26 protein-coding genes are annotated in these 13,292 nt (G+C 65.0%); all 26 read left to right on the forward strand.

Annotated features, from left to right (window positions below; genetic code table 11):
- Positions 1-140: elongation factor Tu (tuf, locus tag HZB53_11820; protein ID MBI5878327.1), on the forward strand; the 140-nt coding region annotated here is incomplete at its 5' end.
- A 54-nt stretch (positions 141-194) separates the two neighbouring features.
- Positions 195-503 carry a 30S ribosomal protein S10 gene (gene rpsJ / locus HZB53_11825; protein MBI5878328.1) on the forward strand — a complete coding sequence of 103 codons (309 nt, stop codon included), beginning with the start codon at positions 195-197 and terminating at the stop codon, positions 501-503.
- Positions 504-579: 76 nt separating this feature from the next.
- Positions 580-1,281 (forward strand): 50S ribosomal protein L3, encoded by a 702-nt coding sequence (gene rplC / locus HZB53_11830; protein MBI5878329.1) that lies wholly within the window; start codon positions 580-582, stop codon positions 1,279-1,281.
- A 49-nt stretch (positions 1,282-1,330) separates the two neighbouring features.
- Positions 1,331-1,957: a 50S ribosomal protein L4 gene (rplD, locus tag HZB53_11835; GenBank protein ID MBI5878330.1), complete on the forward strand. Its 627-nt coding sequence runs from the start codon at positions 1,331-1,333 to the stop codon at positions 1,955-1,957.
- A gap of 17 nt (positions 1,958-1,974) precedes the next feature.
- Complete coding sequence (gene rplW / locus HZB53_11840; GenBank protein ID MBI5878331.1) at positions 1,975-2,259, forward strand: 50S ribosomal protein L23; 285 nt, start codon at positions 1,975-1,977, stop codon at positions 2,257-2,259.
- 4 nt (positions 2,260-2,263) lie between these two features.
- Positions 2,264-3,088 carry a 50S ribosomal protein L2 gene (rplB, locus tag HZB53_11845; protein ID MBI5878332.1) on the forward strand — a complete coding sequence of 275 codons (825 nt, stop codon included), beginning with the start codon at positions 2,264-2,266 and terminating at the stop codon, positions 3,086-3,088.
- 96 nt (positions 3,089-3,184) lie between these two features.
- Positions 3,185-3,460, forward strand: coding sequence for a 30S ribosomal protein S19 (gene rpsS, locus HZB53_11850; protein MBI5878333.1), 276 nt, complete (start codon positions 3,185-3,187; stop codon positions 3,458-3,460).
- Positions 3,461-3,496: 36 nt separating this feature from the next.
- On the forward strand, positions 3,497-3,841 hold the full coding sequence (gene rplV / locus HZB53_11855) for a 50S ribosomal protein L22 (protein ID MBI5878334.1): 345 nt from the start codon (positions 3,497-3,499) through the stop codon (positions 3,839-3,841).
- 4 nt (positions 3,842-3,845) lie between these two features.
- Entirely contained in the window at positions 3,846-4,547 is a 702-nt protein-coding gene (gene rpsC, locus HZB53_11860) for a 30S ribosomal protein S3 (GenBank protein ID MBI5878335.1), read from the forward strand.
- Positions 4,548-4,604: 57 nt separating this feature from the next.
- The gene (rplP, locus tag HZB53_11865) at positions 4,605-5,036 is read left to right on the forward strand and encodes a 50S ribosomal protein L16 (protein ID MBI5878336.1); all 432 of its coding nucleotides are present in this window, start codon (positions 4,605-4,607) and stop codon (positions 5,034-5,036) included.
- A gap of 3 nt (positions 5,037-5,039) precedes the next feature.
- A complete protein-coding gene (rpmC, locus tag HZB53_11870; GenBank protein MBI5878337.1) occupies positions 5,040-5,255 on the forward strand; it encodes a 50S ribosomal protein L29 in 216 nt (71 codons plus the stop codon).
- On the forward strand, positions 5,252-5,590 hold the full coding sequence (gene rpsQ / locus HZB53_11875) for a 30S ribosomal protein S17 (protein MBI5878338.1): 339 nt from the start codon (positions 5,252-5,254) through the stop codon (positions 5,588-5,590). Before rpmC ends, rpsQ begins: the two co-directional genes overlap by 4 nt.
- Positions 5,587-5,955: a 50S ribosomal protein L14 gene (rplN, locus tag HZB53_11880; GenBank protein MBI5878339.1), complete on the forward strand. Its 369-nt coding sequence runs from the start codon at positions 5,587-5,589 to the stop codon at positions 5,953-5,955. Before rpsQ ends, rplN begins: the two co-directional genes overlap by 4 nt.
- 24 nt (positions 5,956-5,979) lie before the next feature.
- Positions 5,980-6,315 carry a 50S ribosomal protein L24 gene (gene rplX / locus HZB53_11885; protein ID MBI5878340.1) on the forward strand — a complete coding sequence of 112 codons (336 nt, stop codon included), beginning with the start codon at positions 5,980-5,982 and terminating at the stop codon, positions 6,313-6,315.
- A 1-nt stretch (position 6,316) separates the two neighbouring features.
- Complete coding sequence (rplE, locus tag HZB53_11890) at positions 6,317-6,865, forward strand: 50S ribosomal protein L5 (GenBank protein ID MBI5878341.1); 549 nt, start codon at positions 6,317-6,319, stop codon at positions 6,863-6,865.
- A 36-nt stretch (positions 6,866-6,901) separates the two neighbouring features.
- The gene (locus HZB53_11895) at positions 6,902-7,084 is read left to right on the forward strand and encodes a type Z 30S ribosomal protein S14 (GenBank protein MBI5878342.1); all 183 of its coding nucleotides are present in this window, start codon (positions 6,902-6,904) and stop codon (positions 7,082-7,084) included.
- A gap of 99 nt (positions 7,085-7,183) precedes the next feature.
- Complete coding sequence (gene rpsH / locus HZB53_11900; GenBank protein MBI5878343.1) at positions 7,184-7,579, forward strand: 30S ribosomal protein S8; 396 nt, start codon at positions 7,184-7,186, stop codon at positions 7,577-7,579.
- A 12-nt stretch (positions 7,580-7,591) separates the two neighbouring features.
- Complete coding sequence (gene rplF, locus HZB53_11905) at positions 7,592-8,146, forward strand: 50S ribosomal protein L6 (GenBank protein ID MBI5878344.1); 555 nt, start codon at positions 7,592-7,594, stop codon at positions 8,144-8,146.
- 17 nt (positions 8,147-8,163) lie between these two features.
- Complete coding sequence (locus tag HZB53_11910; GenBank protein ID MBI5878345.1) at positions 8,164-8,535, forward strand: 50S ribosomal protein L18; 372 nt, start codon at positions 8,164-8,166, stop codon at positions 8,533-8,535.
- 8 nt (positions 8,536-8,543) lie between these two features.
- Positions 8,544-9,653: a 30S ribosomal protein S5 gene (rpsE, locus tag HZB53_11915; GenBank protein MBI5878346.1), complete on the forward strand. Its 1,110-nt coding sequence runs from the start codon at positions 8,544-8,546 to the stop codon at positions 9,651-9,653.
- On the forward strand, positions 9,646-9,837 hold the full coding sequence (rpmD, locus tag HZB53_11920; GenBank protein ID MBI5878347.1) for a 50S ribosomal protein L30: 192 nt from the start codon (positions 9,646-9,648) through the stop codon (positions 9,835-9,837). The genes rpsE and rpmD overlap by 8 nt, the downstream gene beginning before the upstream one ends.
- Positions 9,834-10,292: a 50S ribosomal protein L15 gene (gene rplO / locus HZB53_11925; protein MBI5878348.1), complete on the forward strand. Its 459-nt coding sequence runs from the start codon at positions 9,834-9,836 to the stop codon at positions 10,290-10,292. Before rpmD ends, rplO begins: the two co-directional genes overlap by 4 nt.
- A gap of 57 nt (positions 10,293-10,349) precedes the next feature.
- The gene (gene secY, locus HZB53_11930) at positions 10,350-11,675 is read left to right on the forward strand and encodes a preprotein translocase subunit SecY (protein ID MBI5878349.1); all 1,326 of its coding nucleotides are present in this window, start codon (positions 10,350-10,352) and stop codon (positions 11,673-11,675) included.
- A gap of 36 nt (positions 11,676-11,711) precedes the next feature.
- The gene (locus HZB53_11935) at positions 11,712-12,359 is read left to right on the forward strand and encodes an adenylate kinase (protein ID MBI5878350.1); all 648 of its coding nucleotides are present in this window, start codon (positions 11,712-11,714) and stop codon (positions 12,357-12,359) included.
- Entirely contained in the window at positions 12,356-13,120 is a 765-nt protein-coding gene (gene map / locus HZB53_11940) for a type I methionyl aminopeptidase (protein MBI5878351.1), read from the forward strand. The genes HZB53_11935 and map overlap by 4 nt, the downstream gene beginning before the upstream one ends.
- Positions 13,121-13,176: 56 nt before the next feature.
- Positions 13,177-13,290 carry a 50S ribosomal protein L36 gene (rpmJ, locus tag HZB53_11945; GenBank protein ID MBI5878352.1) on the forward strand — a complete coding sequence of 38 codons (114 nt, stop codon included), beginning with the start codon at positions 13,177-13,179 and terminating at the stop codon, positions 13,288-13,290.
- The last annotated feature ends 2 nt before the right edge of the window (positions 13,291-13,292 follow it).

The following is a 13,292-nucleotide window of genomic DNA, read 5'->3' on the forward strand; positions in this document are numbered from 1 at the left end:
AGATGGTGATGCCAGGGGACAGCGTGAACGTAGACGTGCAGTTGATCGTGCCGGTGGCGCTGGAGCAGGGCAGCCGGTTTGCGATCCGCGAAGGCGGGCGCACGGTGGGCGCGGGCGTCATCACCCAGATCGTCGAGTAAACGCAAGCGTGCGGGACCGGCCGCCCGGCGGCGGTTCCCGCGTACGAGGACACTATGGCCAAGCAAAAGATTCGCATTCGTCTGAAGAGCTACGACCACCGCGTGCTGGATCAGTCCGTCAAGCAGATTGTGGACATCGCGGAACGCACCGGCGCCATTGTCGTCGGCCCCGTGCCGCTTCCGACGCAGATCGAGAAGTTTACCATTCAGCGCGCCACGTTCATCGACAAGGACTCGCGCGAGCAGTTCGAAATCCGCACGCACAAGCGCCTGATCGACGTGGTGGAGCCCGGTTCGAAGACGATCGAGAACTTGGTCAAGCTCAACCTGCCCGCCGGCGTGGACATCGAAATCAAACTGTAGGCCGCGCGGCGCGGCGGCCGGGCCAAACGCCCGTCCCGCCCGCTGCACGCCTGGCTACCCGAGTGACAGAGGTCGTATCATGAAAGGTCTAATCGCGAAGAAGCTGGCGATGACGCAGATTTTCGGCGCCGGCGACCAGATCGCGGGTGTGACCGTGCTTGAAGCGGGCCCGTGCTACGTGACGCAGATCAAGACGGTCAAAACGGACGGCTACAACGCCATCCAGCTTGGCTTTGGGGCGGTGCGCGCCGAGCGCCTGCGCAAAGACTTGACGAAAGCGGAGCGCGGCCATCTGGGCATGCTCAAGACGGACGAGAAGCATGCGTCCCGCAAGCCCGCGCTGGAGGGCGTGCCCGCCCTGCGGCACCTGCGCGAGATCCGTGTCGAGGACCCGGGCAAGTACACGCTGGGCCAGAAGTTGGTGGCCGACCTGTTCGCCGTCGGCGACATCATCGAAGCCGAGAGCGTCAGCAAGGGCAAAGGCTTCGCCGGCGCGGTCAAGCGCTACCATTTCCAGGGCGGCAAGAAGACGCACGGCGCCTCGGACCGCCTGCGCGCGCCCGGTTCCAGCGGCGCCACGACCACGCCGGGCCGCGTGCTCAAGGGCAAGCGCCGCGCCGGTCATATGGGTATGGACGTTGTCACCCAGCGCAGCCTGAAAGTGATGCTGGTCGACACCGAGCGTAACCTGATCGCCGTGCGCGGCAGCGTGCCGGGCGGCACCAATGCGCTCGTCATCCTGCGCGAGCCCAAGCAGACCGGCAAGAAGAAGAAGTAAGCTACCGGGCGCCGGGAATTCATCCCGGGGCGCGGCCGATCGAGGTCTTATTATGAAGATTCCAGTCCGAAATTTGAAGGGCGACACGACCGGCGAGATCGAACTGCGCGACGATATTTTCGCCATCGAGCCGAACCAGTCGGTCATGCACCAGGCGCTCAAGCGCCAACTGGCGAATGCGCGCCAGGGCAATGCCGACACGAAGACGCGCGCCGAAGTGGCCGGCGGCACCAAGAAAGTCTACCGGCAGAAGGGCACCGGGCATGCCCGGCAGGGCGACAACCGCGCGCCGCACTGGCGCAAGGGCGGTATCGTAGGCGGCCCGACGCCGCGCTCGTTCGAACAGTCCATGCCGAAGAAGATGCGCCGGCTGGCGCTCAAGTCGGCGCTGTCGATCAAAACCCGGGCCAACCAGTTGATCGTGCTCGACGAGTTGGCGTTCGAGAAGCCGCGCACCAAAGATATCATGGCACTGCTGGCAGCGCTGAATGTCGAGTCGGGCGCGCTGATCCTGCTGGCGGGCACCGAAGCGAACGTGGCGCGTTCGGCGGCGAACCTGTCGGAAGTCACGGCCCTGAATGCCCGCTATCTGAACGTGCGCGATCTGCTGGGCGCCAACACGGTGATTGCGCCGAAATCAGCCATTGACGTGATCGAGCAGACGTTCGGCAATTGATGCGCGGGGAGTGAACCATGCATACGTTTGATGTGATTATCCGGCCCATCGTCACCGAGAAGACCACGCAGACCGCCGATATGGGGCGCTACGCCTTCGAAGTGAGCCGCCGCGCCAACAAGGTGCAGGTGAAGGAAGCCGTGGAGCGCGCGTACAAGGTGACGGTCGCGCAGGTCAATATCATTAACATGCCCGCCAAGGTGCGTCGCTTCGGCCGCAATTTCAGCACGAAGCCCGTCTGGAAGAAGGCGATCGTGACGCTGGCAGGCAATGACCGTATCACGCTGTTCGAGGGAGTGTAAGGCCATGCCGATCAAGCTATACAAGCCGACGTCAGCGGGCCGCCGCGGGTACGTCTCGGTCTCGACCGACGATATCACGACGAGCGTGCCGCACCGACCGCTGCTGACCGACAAGCGCAAGCACGCCGGTCGCAACTTCCGGGGTATCGTCACCGTCCGTCATCAGGGCGGCGGCCACAAGCAGAAATACCGCCTGATCGACTTCAAGCGCGACAAATCCGGCATCCCCGGCAAAATCGCCACGATTGAATACGATCCGAACCGCACGGCCCGCATTGCGCTGGTGCATTACGCCGATGGCGAGAAGCGCTACATGATCGCCCCGCTGGGCCTCAAGGTCGGCGACGCGGTCATGGCCGGTCCGACGGCCGACCTGCGCACCGGCAATGCGCTGCCGCTGGCCAACATCCCGGTCGGCACGCAGGTGCACAACATCGAGTTGACGCGCGGCCGCGGCGGCCAGATGGTTCGCTCGGCGGGCAGCTCCGCGCAGTTGATGGCCAAGGAAAGCGGTCGCGCCACGCTGCGCCTGCCGTCCGGCGAAATGCGCTTCGTCAACATTGAAAACATGGCCACGATCGGCCAGGTTGGCAACGTCGATCACAGCAACCAGAAACTGGGCAAGGCCGGCCGCAACCGCTGGAAGAACGTCCGCCCGTCGGTGCGTGGATCGGTCATGACCCCGCGCGATCACCCGCACGGCGGCGGCGAAGGCAAGGCGTCTGTCGGCATGCCGGGCCCAAAAAGCCCGTGGGGCAAGCGCACGATGGGCAAGCGCACACGCAACAACCCGCGCACGGACAAACTGATCGTGCGCCGGCGCAAATAACCGGAACAAATCCCAAATTCCAAATACCAAGCCCCAAGCGTTCGGCGCAGGGCGGGTGGTTGGGATTTGGGGCTTGGGATTTGGGAGTTATTCATTATGGGCCGCTCACTGAAAAAAGGGCCGTTCATCGACCCGAAGCTGGTGAAGAAGATCGACGCGCTGAACGCGCGCAACGACAAGAAGGTCATCAAGACCTGGTCGCGTGCGTCGCAGATCTCGCCCGAAATGGTTGGCCACACCATCGCCGTGCATGACGGGCGCCGGCACGTGCCGATCTATGTCACCGAGAACATGGTGGGCCACCGGCTCGGCGAATTCGCGCCGACGCGCCTGTTCCGGGCGCACGCGAGCAAGGAGAAGGTGGTCGGCTAGTCGCCGCACCTTTGACGGGAGCACATTATGGCAGACATTGAGGTACGCGCAGTCGAAAAGTATATCGGCATGTCGTCGTTCAAGGTGCGTCTGGTCGCGAACAGCGTCAAAGGCAAGGGCGTGGACGCGGCGCTGGCCCAACTGAAGTTCATGACCAAGGCCGCGGCGGTGCCGGTGGCGAAGGCGATCAAGTCGGCGGCGGCCAATGCCGAGGAAAACTTCGGCCTGAACCGCGAAGACCTGGTCGTGGCGCGCATCCAGGCCGACGAAGGCCCGCTGCGCAAGTGGCGCCGCTTCGGCGCGCGCGGGCGCTTCAAACCGATCCTGCGCCGCTCGGCGCACATCACCGTCGTCTTGAGCCAGCAGGGCGGAGAGGAATAAGCACATGGGTCGCAAAGTTCATCCGTACGGGTTCCGGCTGGGCGGCATCAAAGATTGGAAGTCGCGCTGGTTTGCCGACCGCCGCACGTACAAGCGCTTGCTGGCCGAGGACATCGTGATTCGAGCGCAGGTGATGAAGCAAGTCTCGGCGGCGGGTGTCTCCGACGTGGAGATCGACCGCTATCCGAAGCAGGTTTCGATCACCATCCACACGGCCAAGCCGGGCGTGATCATCGGCCGCAAGGGCGCCAATGTCAACGACCTGCGCTCCGGTCTGGAAAAGCTGACCGGCAAGAAAGTGCACATCGACGTCAAGGAGATCCAGCATCCCGAAGTGGACGCGTATCTCGTGGCCGAGTCGGTCGCGCAGCAACTGGAGCGCCGCATCGCGCACAAGCGCGCGATGAAGCAGGCCGTGCAGCGCGCGATGCGCCTGGGCGCGCTGGGCATCAAGATCGTCTGCGCGGGCCGCCTGGCCGGCTCCGAAATGGCCCGCCGCGACAAGGTGATCGAAGGCTCGGTGCCGCTGCACACGCTGCGCGCCGACATCGACTTCGCGCGCTACGAGGCGCTGACGACCTACGGGCGCATCGGCGTGAAGGTCTGGATCTACAAGGGCGAGGTGCTGCCGCCGACGCCGGAAGAAATCGCCGCCCGCATCACCGAGGCGAGCGCGATCAGCGAGACGAGCGGTCTGGACGCGTAGCGACATCACTGGCCCGGGACCCGGCTGGCGGGGCGGGCAGGCTGTGAGGGATAGAGTATGCTTCAACCAAAACGCATGAAGTTCCGCAAATTTCATCGCGGCAAGCGCCGCGGCATGGAGTCGCGCGGCACCGCAGTCTCGTTCGGCGAGTTCGGCCTGCAGGCGACCGAAGTCTGCTGGATGACCGCCCGGCAGATCGAAGCGGCCCGCCGCGCCATGGTGCGCTACGTGAAGCGCGGCGGCAAGATCTGGGTGCGCATCTTCCCGGACATGCCGGTGACGGCGCGCGCCGCCGAGACCCGCATGGGCGGCGGCAAGGGCGCGGTCGACCACTGGGTCGCCGTGGTCAAGCCGGGCCGCATGATCTTCGAGATCGCCGGCGTCAGCGAGGAGTCGGCGCGCGAGGCCATGACGCTGGCCGGCGCCAAGCTGCCGATCAAGACCCAGTTCGTCGTGCGCGAGGAACTGCTGGCCGGAAGCGAGGAGTAGAGCATGGCCGACAAAAAGAAAACCGCCGAGGGGAGCGCGCTGAGCGCGAAGGACCTGGCGGAGCAGATTGACAGCAAGAAGCAGGAATTGATGAAGCTGCGCGAGAAATATGCGACGCGCCAGTTGGAAAACACCAGCCAGATCCGGCAGGTGCGCCGCGAAATCGCGCGCCTGATGACCGAGCGCCGCGTGCGCGAATTGCAGGAGGCGGGCCAATGAAAGAACGCCGCAGGGTTTTCACCGGCCGCGTTGTCAGCAACAAGATGCAGAAGACGGTCGTCGTGCTCGTCGAGCGCACTCGCCGGCACCCGCTGTACGGCAAGGTGATCCGCGTGCGCAACCGTTTCAAGGCGCACACCGAAAACGCGCTGAACATCGGCGACACGGTCAAGATTACCGAGGCGCGCCCGATGAGCAAAGAAAAGCGCTGGGTCGTGTCGCAGGTGATCGTCAAGGGCGAAGTGCTGGCCGTGCCGGAAACGGAACTGCCGCCGACCAAGACCGAACTGCCCGACGCGCCCGCGGCCCCGGCCGCTGAAGGAGCGCAGGCATGATCCAGCAAATGTCCACCTTGCGCGTCGCCGACAACACCGGCGCCAAGCTCATCATGTGCATCAAAGTGCTCGGCGGCACCCGCCGCCGCTATGCCACCGTCGGCGACGTGATTGTCGCCGCCGTGAAGCAGGCCGCGCCCGACGGCTCGGTCAAGAAGAGCGACGTGGTCAAAGCGGTGATCGTACGCACGACCAAGGAGTATGGCCGCAAGGATGGCTCGTTCATCCGCTTCGACGAGAATGCCGCCGTCATCCTGGACGAGGCGGGCGGACCGAAGGGCACGCGCATTTTCGGCCCCGTGGCGCGCGAGCTGCGCGAAAAGGGCTTCATGAAGATCGTTTCCCTGTCGCCGGAAGTGCTGTAAGGCCGGGAGACGCCGAGGACGCATATGACTGCAAGAGTGAAGAAGGGCGATACGGTGGTGATCCTGGCCGGCGATGAGCGCGGCGAAAAGGGCACCGTGCACCTCGTCAAGCCGCGCGACGGTACCGTCGTCATCGCCGGCCACAATATTGTGAAAAAGCACCAGAAAGCGAGCGGCCAGCAGGTGCGTACCCAGCGCGGCATCATCGAGCGCGAGGCGCCGATGCCGCTGTCGAAGGTCGCGCCGGTCTGCCGCAACAACAAGTGCAAGAACTTCGACAAGGGCGTGCGCGTCGGCTTCCGCATGGAAAGCGGCCGCAAGGTACGCTTTTGCCGCACGTGCGGCGAGGTGATGGAGTAAGATGAATCTCAAGCAGAAATTCCAGGCGGAGATCGCGCCGGCCCTGCATAAAGAGTTCAAGTACGCGAACGTGATGCAGATCCCGGCCATCAAGAAAGTGACCGTCAATATCGGTCTGGGCGAGGCGCTGACGAACTCCAAGGCGATCGAGAACGCCGTGCGCGACATGACGACCATCACCGGCCAGAAGCCGGTCGTCACCCGCGCGCGCAAATCGATCGCGACCTTCAAGGTGCGCGCCGGCCAGCCGATCGGCGTCAAGGTGACGCTGCGCGGCGAGCGCATGTGGTCGTTCCTGGAGCGCCTGATCGGCACGGCGCTGCCGCGCGTGCGCGACTTCCGCGGCGTGCCCGCCGAAGCGTTCGACGGGCGCGGCAACTACACGCTGGGCCTCTCGGAGCAGTTGATCTGGCCGGAGATCGCCTACGACAGCATCGACAAGGTGCGCGGCATGGAGATCACGATCGTGACCAGCGCCAAGACCGACGAAGAGGCGCACCGCATGCTGGCCCTGTTTGGGATGCCGTTCGTTCGCAAGGAGACCCGCTAGCAGCCGGCCGTCCGGAGGCGCGGAGGAGAGAATCGTATGGCCAAAACGTGCATGAAATACCGCGAAATGCGGCGCCAGTTTCCCACGCAGGTGCGCAACCGCTGCCACATTTGCGGCCGCCCGCGCGGGTATATGCGCCGCTTCGATCTGTGCCGCATCTGCTTCCGCAAGATGGCGAATGAAGGCAAGATCCCGGGTCTGACGAAGTCGTCCTGGTAATCCGCTGAACCGACGCACCGGCGCGGCGCCCCGTTCGCGGGGAGTCTGAGGGAAGCCGCGCTTTCCGGGTGATCCGTCACAGTTGTCGAGGAGAATGGTATGGTCAATGATCCAATCGCGGACATGTTGACACGCATCCGCAATGCGGTGATGGCGCGCCACACGCAAGTCTTGATGCCATCGTCGAAAATGAAGGTGTCGATCGCGAAGATCCTGCGCGAAGAAGGCTTCATTCAGGACTTCGACGTCAATTCCGAGAAGCCGCAGCCGACTCTGCGCGTGCGCCTCAAGTACAGCGACCAGCGCAAGCCGGTGCTCACTGGGCTTGAGCGTGTCAGCCGGCCTGGCCGGCGTGTGTACAGCGCAGGTGAGAACCTGCAGTGGGTCCAGAGTGGCATGGGCATCGCCATTGTCACGACGTCCAAGGGCATCATGACCGACCGCAAGGCGCGCCGCATGCACATCGGCGGCGAAGTGCTCTGCTACGTCTGGTAAAGGGGTAGACCGATGTCACGCATAGGCAGACTGCCTGTCGTTATTCCGGCGGGCGTTCAAGTCAACTTGAAAGACCACCTGGTCGAGGTCAAAGGCAAGCTCGGCGCCATGAGCCAGGTGGTGCATCCCTTGATCGCGGTGAAAAAAGAAGGCAACCAGGTGTTGGTCGAGCGGCCGGATGACGCGCAGGCGACGCGCGCCCTGCACGGCCTGACGCGCGCCCTGATCGCCAATATGGTGGCGGGCGTGAGCGACGGCTTCAAGCGCGAACTGCAGATCGACGGCGTCGGCTTCCGCGGCGAAGTGCAGAGCGGCGCGCTCGTGCTGTCGGTCGGCTTCACGCATCCGGTGCGCATCGACGCGCCGCAGGGCGTCAAGTTTGAAGTGGACAAGACCGGCCGGCAGGTCACGATCAGCGGCATGGACAAGACCCTCGTCGGCGAGATGGCCGCGCGGATTCGGCGCGTGCGCAAGCCGGAGCCGTACAAGGGCAAGGGCATCCGCTACGCGAACGAAGTGGTGCGCCGCAAGGCCGGCAAAGCCGGCAAGGCTGCGGGCGCCAAGTAAGCTAAGGTGAGGACACGATGACGAAGAAGACCAATCCGAGCGCGCAGGCGCGCGAACGCCGGCGCAAGCACGTGCGCAAGACCGTGCACGGCGAGCCGGAGCGCCCGCGCCTGAACATCTTCCGCAGCGAAAAGCACATTTACGCGCAGGTTATCGACGACCGCAAAGGCCACACCCTGGCCTCCGCGTCCGATGCCGAGCCCGAACTGAAGACACGCCTCGCGAGCATCAAGCCGCTGGAGCGCGCCAAGGTGATCGGCGAGACGGTCGCGCAGCGCGCGCTTGGCAAGGGCGTGAAGAAAGTTGTCTTTGACCGCGCCGGCTATAAATATCACGGCCGCGTCAAGGCCCTGGCCGACGGCGCCCGCGCGGGCGGGCTGGAGTTCTAGGAGATCCGATGGCGAATACACCCGAGCAGCAGCAGTCAAATCCCACGCCCAGCGAAGCGACCAACGGCGGCCAGAGCACTCCGGCTGAGCAGAGCGCGCCAACCGGCCAGAGCGCGCCGGCCGGCCAAACCGCGCCCACTACCCCCCCTGCGCCAGCCGGCGAGCAACGCCCGAGCGGCCAGGGCGGCGGCTATCGCCCTGGTGGTACCGGCGGCGGATACCGCGGCGGCTCCGGCGGCGGCGGTGGCTATCGCCCCGGCGGGACGGGCGGCGGTGGTGGTGGCGGTGGGTATCGCCCCGGTGGCACGGGTGGCGGCGGATACCGCGGCGGCTCCGGTGGCGGCGGTGGCGGCGGCTATCGTCCCGGTGGCACGAGCGGCGGTGGTGGTGGCTATCGCGGCGGCTCCGGCGGCGGCGCACCGCGTACCGGCACGGGCGGTGGCGGTGGCGGCGGATACCGTGGCGGCCCCGGCGGTGGCGGTGGTCGCGGCGGCCCCGGCGGTTTCCGCAGTGGCCCCGGCGGTAGTCGGGGTGGTCGCGGCGGTCGCGGCGGCGGTCCGGAGCGTGTGGAAGGCGCGCCGCGCTCGGATTCGCGCGACCAGCCGCAGATCGCTGAGGACAAGCTCGAAGAGCGCGTGGTGGACATCGCCCGCGTGTCGAAGGTGGTTAAGGGCGGCCGGCACTTCGGTTTCCGAGCGCTCGTCGTGGTGGGCGATGGCTCCGGCGCGGTGGGCATGGGTATTGGCCGCGCGCGCGAAGTGACCGACGCGATTCGCAAGGGCGTCGATCAGGCGCGCAAGCACATGATCACGGTGCCGGTCACGCAGGGTACGATCCCGCACCAGGTGATCGTCAAGTATGGCGCGGCAGAAGTGCTGCTGAAGCCGGCCTCACCGGGCACCGGCGTTATCGCGGGTGGCGGCGTGCGCGCCGTGCTGGAATCGGCCGGCGTGCGCGACGTGCTGACCAAGTCGCTCGGCAGCAACAACGTGATCAACGTGGTCGCCGCGACGCTGAAGGGGCTGGAAGGCATGAAGCGACCCGAAGTCGAGGCGGCGCGCCGCGGCAAGTCGACGGCGGATGTCTCGCCGTTCTGGAGGAAGAGCACCAATGGCTGATCCGAAGGTTAAGATTACCTATACCAAGAGCGGGATTGGCTACAGCCAGCGGCAAAAGAACACGCTGCGCGCGCTGGGTCTGCGCAAGCTGGGCGACTGCGTTGAGCGTCCGCTGAATGGGCCGATCAAGGGCATGCTGGTTGCGGTTGAGCATCTGGTGACCGTTGAGGATGTGAAGGCATGAAAGCACACGATTTGAAGTCGCCGCAGGGCGCATCGCACCGCCGGCGCCGCGTCGGGCTGGGGCATTCGGCCGGGCAGGGCAAAACGGCCGGCCGCGGCATCAAAGGCCAGGGCTCGCGCAGCGGCGGCACCAAGGCGCCGTACCATGAAGGCGGCTCGCTGCCGTTCGTGCGCCGCCTGCCGTTCATGCGCGGCGAAGGCTTTACCAACATGAATCGCGTTGAGTACGCTCCGGTCAATGTGCAGGAACTGGCGCATGCGTTCGCGGACGGCGATACCGTCAACCCGGAATCGCTCGTGGCGGCGGGTCTGCTGAAGTCGGTGCGGTCGCGCGTCAAGGTGCTGGGCGATGGCGCGCTGGCCAAAAAGTTGACCGTGCAGGCGCACGCTTTCTCGGCATCGGCGAAAGACAAGATCGAGAAAGCCGGCGGAGCAGCCGAAGTCCTGGCGGCCTAACCAGCCGGGACACCCGGGCGCCTGTCGCAAGGCGGCGCCCCGTGGAGTGATCCGTTTATGCAATCGCTCAAGCGACCGAGTTTCCTCTCGTCCGTGCTCAATGCCTTCCGCATGCCGGATTTGAGCCGCAAGCTGTGGTTCACCCTGTTGATTCTGGTGATCTACCGCCTGGCCGCGCATATCCCGATGCCGGGCGTGGATCGCACAGCGCTGGATGAGTTCTTCAAGCAGCAGCCGCTGCTGGGCATGCTGGACCTGCTGTCGGGCGGCGCCATGTCGAACTTCTCGATCATGGCGATGGGCGTCTACCCGTATGTGACCGCCTCGATCGTGATGCAGCTCATGATCCCGATCTTCCCGAAATTGCAGGAGCTGCAGAAAGAGGGCGGCGAAGCCGGCCGGCAGCGCTTGAACCTGTATACGCACATCATGACGGTGCCGATCGCAGCGCTGAACGCTATCGGCCAGGCGCTGCTGCTGGCACGCGGCGCGAGCGGCAAGGCGGTGCTGACGAACTTCGGTTTTGACCGGCCGGAGCTCTGGCTGCCGACGCTGGCGACGATTCTGACGTTGACCTGCGGCACAATGTTCGCGCTCTGGCTGGGCGAGTTGATCACGCGCGACGGCGTGGGACAGGGCATTTCGATCATCATATTCGGCGGCATTGTGGCGCAGGCGCCGCAGCGCCTCGGCCAGTTGGCCGCCACGAATGTGCTCGGGTTGGTTGGCTACATCGTGATCGCGGTGGTCACCGTCGTGGCGATTGTGGTCGTATATGAGGGCCAGCGTCGCATTCCGGTGCAGTATGGCAAGCGCGTGCGCGGCACGCGCGTGTTCGGCGGACAGTCGTCGCATATCCCGATGCGCATCAACCAGGCGGGCATGATTCCGCTGATCTTTGCGCAGTCGATTCTGATTCTGCCCGGCGTGATCGCGTCGTATTTCACGGTCAGCACCAACGATTCGCTGCGCGCGTTTGCCATCGGCTTTGCGGGGCTGTTCGACAGCCGCACCAGCACGTTCTACTGGCTGATGTATTTCGTCATGGTGGTCGGTTTCACATTCATGTACACCGACATCACGTTCCAGCAGCAGAACCTGCCGGAGACGCTGCAGAAGAACGGCGGCTTTATCCCCGGCATCCGGCCGGGCAAGAATACCGAGAAATACCTGATGGCAGTCCTACGCCGCATCACGCTGGTTGGCGCCGTATTTCTGGGCCTGGTCGCGCTGCTGCCGTTCATCCTGCGCGACGTGACCGAGTCGTCGGTCATGGTTATCACCAGTACGGGCCTGTTGATCGTGGTCGGCGTGGTGCTGGATACGATGAAGCAACTGGAAGCGCAGTTGCTCATGCGCCAGTACGAAGGGTTCATCCGCTAACGGGCAGCCTTGATGCGGTCTGAGGGAAGCCATCCGATGAACATCATCCTGATGGGGGCGCCGGGCGCGGGCAAAGGCACGCAGGCCGACCTGATGAAGCAGCGGCTGCGCGTCCCACACGTATCCAGCGGCGACCTCTTCCGCGAGAACATCCGCAACAGCACGGTGTTGGGCAAGCAGGTGAAGGCGATCCTGGATCGGGGCGATCTGGTGCCCGATAGCGTGACGATTGCCATGATCGGCCAGCGCATCGCGCAGCCGGACTGCAGCCGGGGGCTGATCCTGGACGGCTTTCCGCGCACGATCCCGCAGGCCGAGGCGCTCGATGCGCTGTTCGTCGGACAGGGCGGACGGGTGGACCATGTGGTGTATGTGAAGGTGGCGAGCGAAAAACTCGTCGAGCGGCTGGCCGGGCGTTGGTTCTGCAAGGTCTGCCAGACGCCGTATCACATCATCCACAATCCGCCGCGCATCGCCGGCCAGTGCGATCGCGAAGGCGGCGAACTGATCCAGCGGCCCGACGACCGTCCCGAAACGGTGTCGAACCGGTTGAAAGTATACTTCGACCAGACGGCGCCGCTGATCGCGTATTACGCCAAGCAGGGCGTGCTGGCGGAAGTCAACGGCGACCAGGACATCGAGCGCGTGTACGCGGAGATCGCCGCGGCGCTGGGCGTGCAATGATCTATTTGAAGCGCCCCGAGGAAATCGCCAGCATGCGCGCAGCCGGGCGCATCGTCGCAGAGATTCTCGCGGAGCTGGGCAAGCGCATCGAGCCCGGCATGCGCACGCTGGACATTGAGCTGGTCGCGACCGGCATCCTGAAGGCACGCGGCGCGCAGTCGCCGTTCATGCACTACCCGCATCACGGCAACGGGCCGGCGTTCCCGGCCAATGTGTGCGTCTCGGTCAACGAAGAACTGGTGCACGGCATACCGGGCAGGCGGGTGCTGAAAGAAGGCGACGTGGTCAGCGTCGATTGCGGCGCGGTGGTCGATGGCTGGGTCGGCGATGGCGCCTGGACGTTTCCGGTTGGCAAGGTGTCGCCGGTGGCGCGGAAGCTGCTGGACGTGACGCGCGATGCGCTGCTGCTCGGCATCCAGGCGGCGCGCGGCGGCGGTCGGATAGGGGACATCGGGCATGCCGTCGAGACGCACGTGCGCAGCAACGGCTTCGCGGTCATCCGCGATTACGTCGGACATGGCGTTGGCCGTTCGATGCACGAGGAGCCGCAGGTGCCGAATTATGGCACGCCGGGGCGCGGCGCCAGGCTGCAGCCCGGCATGACGTTCGCGCTGGAGCCGATGGTTTCCGTCGGGTCGCCCAAGACACGCGAATTGCGCGACGGCTGGACGGTTGTGATTGCGGACAAGAGCCTCTCGGCGCAGTTTGAGCATACGATCGCCATCGGCGACGGCGAGGCGCAGGTCCTGACCCAGTTGTGAGTGTTTCGCGATCAGCCTGAATATGAATTAGGCAAATCGCGGGGAGCGAGTATAATATGAAGGTTCGCGCGTCTGTAAAGAAGATGTGTGACAAGTGCAAAATTGTCAAGCGGCACGGCGTGGTGCGCGTGATTTGCACCAACCCCAAGCACAAGCAGCGCCAAGGCTAATT

The sequence above is a fragment of the Chloroflexota bacterium genome, assembly GCA_016235055.1.
GTDB lineage: Bacteria > Chloroflexota > Anaerolineae > JACRMK01 > JACRMK01 > JACRMK01.

Excerpts from the sequence above, each read along its gene's own strand:
- rpsJ (MBI5878328.1), top strand. The coding sequence starts at position 195 with ATGGCCAAGCAAAAGATTCGCATTCGTCTGAAGAGCTACGACCACCGC.
- rplW (MBI5878331.1), top strand. The coding sequence starts at position 1,975 with ATGCATACGTTTGATGTGATTATCCGGCCCATCGTCACCGAGAAGACC.
- rplB (MBI5878332.1), top strand. The coding sequence starts at position 2,264 with ATGCCGATCAAGCTATACAAGCCGACGTCAGCGGGCCGCCGCGGGTAC.
- rpsS (MBI5878333.1), top strand. The coding sequence starts at position 3,185 with ATGGGCCGCTCACTGAAAAAAGGGCCGTTCATCGACCCGAAGCTGGTG.
- rpsC (MBI5878335.1), top strand. The coding sequence starts at position 3,846 with ATGGGTCGCAAAGTTCATCCGTACGGGTTCCGGCTGGGCGGCATCAAA.
- rplP (MBI5878336.1), top strand. The coding sequence starts at position 4,605 with ATGCTTCAACCAAAACGCATGAAGTTCCGCAAATTTCATCGCGGCAAG.
- rpmC (MBI5878337.1), top strand. The coding sequence starts at position 5,040 with ATGGCCGACAAAAAGAAAACCGCCGAGGGGAGCGCGCTGAGCGCGAAG.
- rpsQ (MBI5878338.1), top strand. The coding sequence starts at position 5,252 with ATGAAAGAACGCCGCAGGGTTTTCACCGGCCGCGTTGTCAGCAACAAG.
- rplN (MBI5878339.1), top strand. The coding sequence starts at position 5,587 with ATGATCCAGCAAATGTCCACCTTGCGCGTCGCCGACAACACCGGCGCC.
- rplX (MBI5878340.1), top strand. The coding sequence starts at position 5,980 with ATGACTGCAAGAGTGAAGAAGGGCGATACGGTGGTGATCCTGGCCGGC.
- rplE (MBI5878341.1), top strand. The coding sequence starts at position 6,317 with ATGAATCTCAAGCAGAAATTCCAGGCGGAGATCGCGCCGGCCCTGCAT.
- HZB53_11895 (MBI5878342.1), top strand. The coding sequence starts at position 6,902 with ATGGCCAAAACGTGCATGAAATACCGCGAAATGCGGCGCCAGTTTCCC.
- rpsH (MBI5878343.1), top strand. The coding sequence starts at position 7,184 with ATGGTCAATGATCCAATCGCGGACATGTTGACACGCATCCGCAATGCG.
- rplF (MBI5878344.1), top strand. The coding sequence starts at position 7,592 with ATGTCACGCATAGGCAGACTGCCTGTCGTTATTCCGGCGGGCGTTCAA.
- HZB53_11910 (MBI5878345.1), top strand. The coding sequence starts at position 8,164 with ATGACGAAGAAGACCAATCCGAGCGCGCAGGCGCGCGAACGCCGGCGC.
- rpsE (MBI5878346.1), top strand. The coding sequence starts at position 8,544 with ATGGCGAATACACCCGAGCAGCAGCAGTCAAATCCCACGCCCAGCGAA.
- rpmD (MBI5878347.1), top strand. The coding sequence starts at position 9,646 with ATGGCTGATCCGAAGGTTAAGATTACCTATACCAAGAGCGGGATTGGC.
- rplO (MBI5878348.1), top strand. The coding sequence starts at position 9,834 with ATGAAAGCACACGATTTGAAGTCGCCGCAGGGCGCATCGCACCGCCGG.
- secY (MBI5878349.1), top strand. The coding sequence starts at position 10,350 with ATGCAATCGCTCAAGCGACCGAGTTTCCTCTCGTCCGTGCTCAATGCC.
- HZB53_11935 (MBI5878350.1), top strand. The coding sequence starts at position 11,712 with ATGAACATCATCCTGATGGGGGCGCCGGGCGCGGGCAAAGGCACGCAG.
- map (MBI5878351.1), top strand. The coding sequence starts at position 12,356 with ATGATCTATTTGAAGCGCCCCGAGGAAATCGCCAGCATGCGCGCAGCC.
- rpmJ (MBI5878352.1), top strand. The coding sequence starts at position 13,177 with ATGAAGGTTCGCGCGTCTGTAAAGAAGATGTGTGACAAGTGCAAAATT.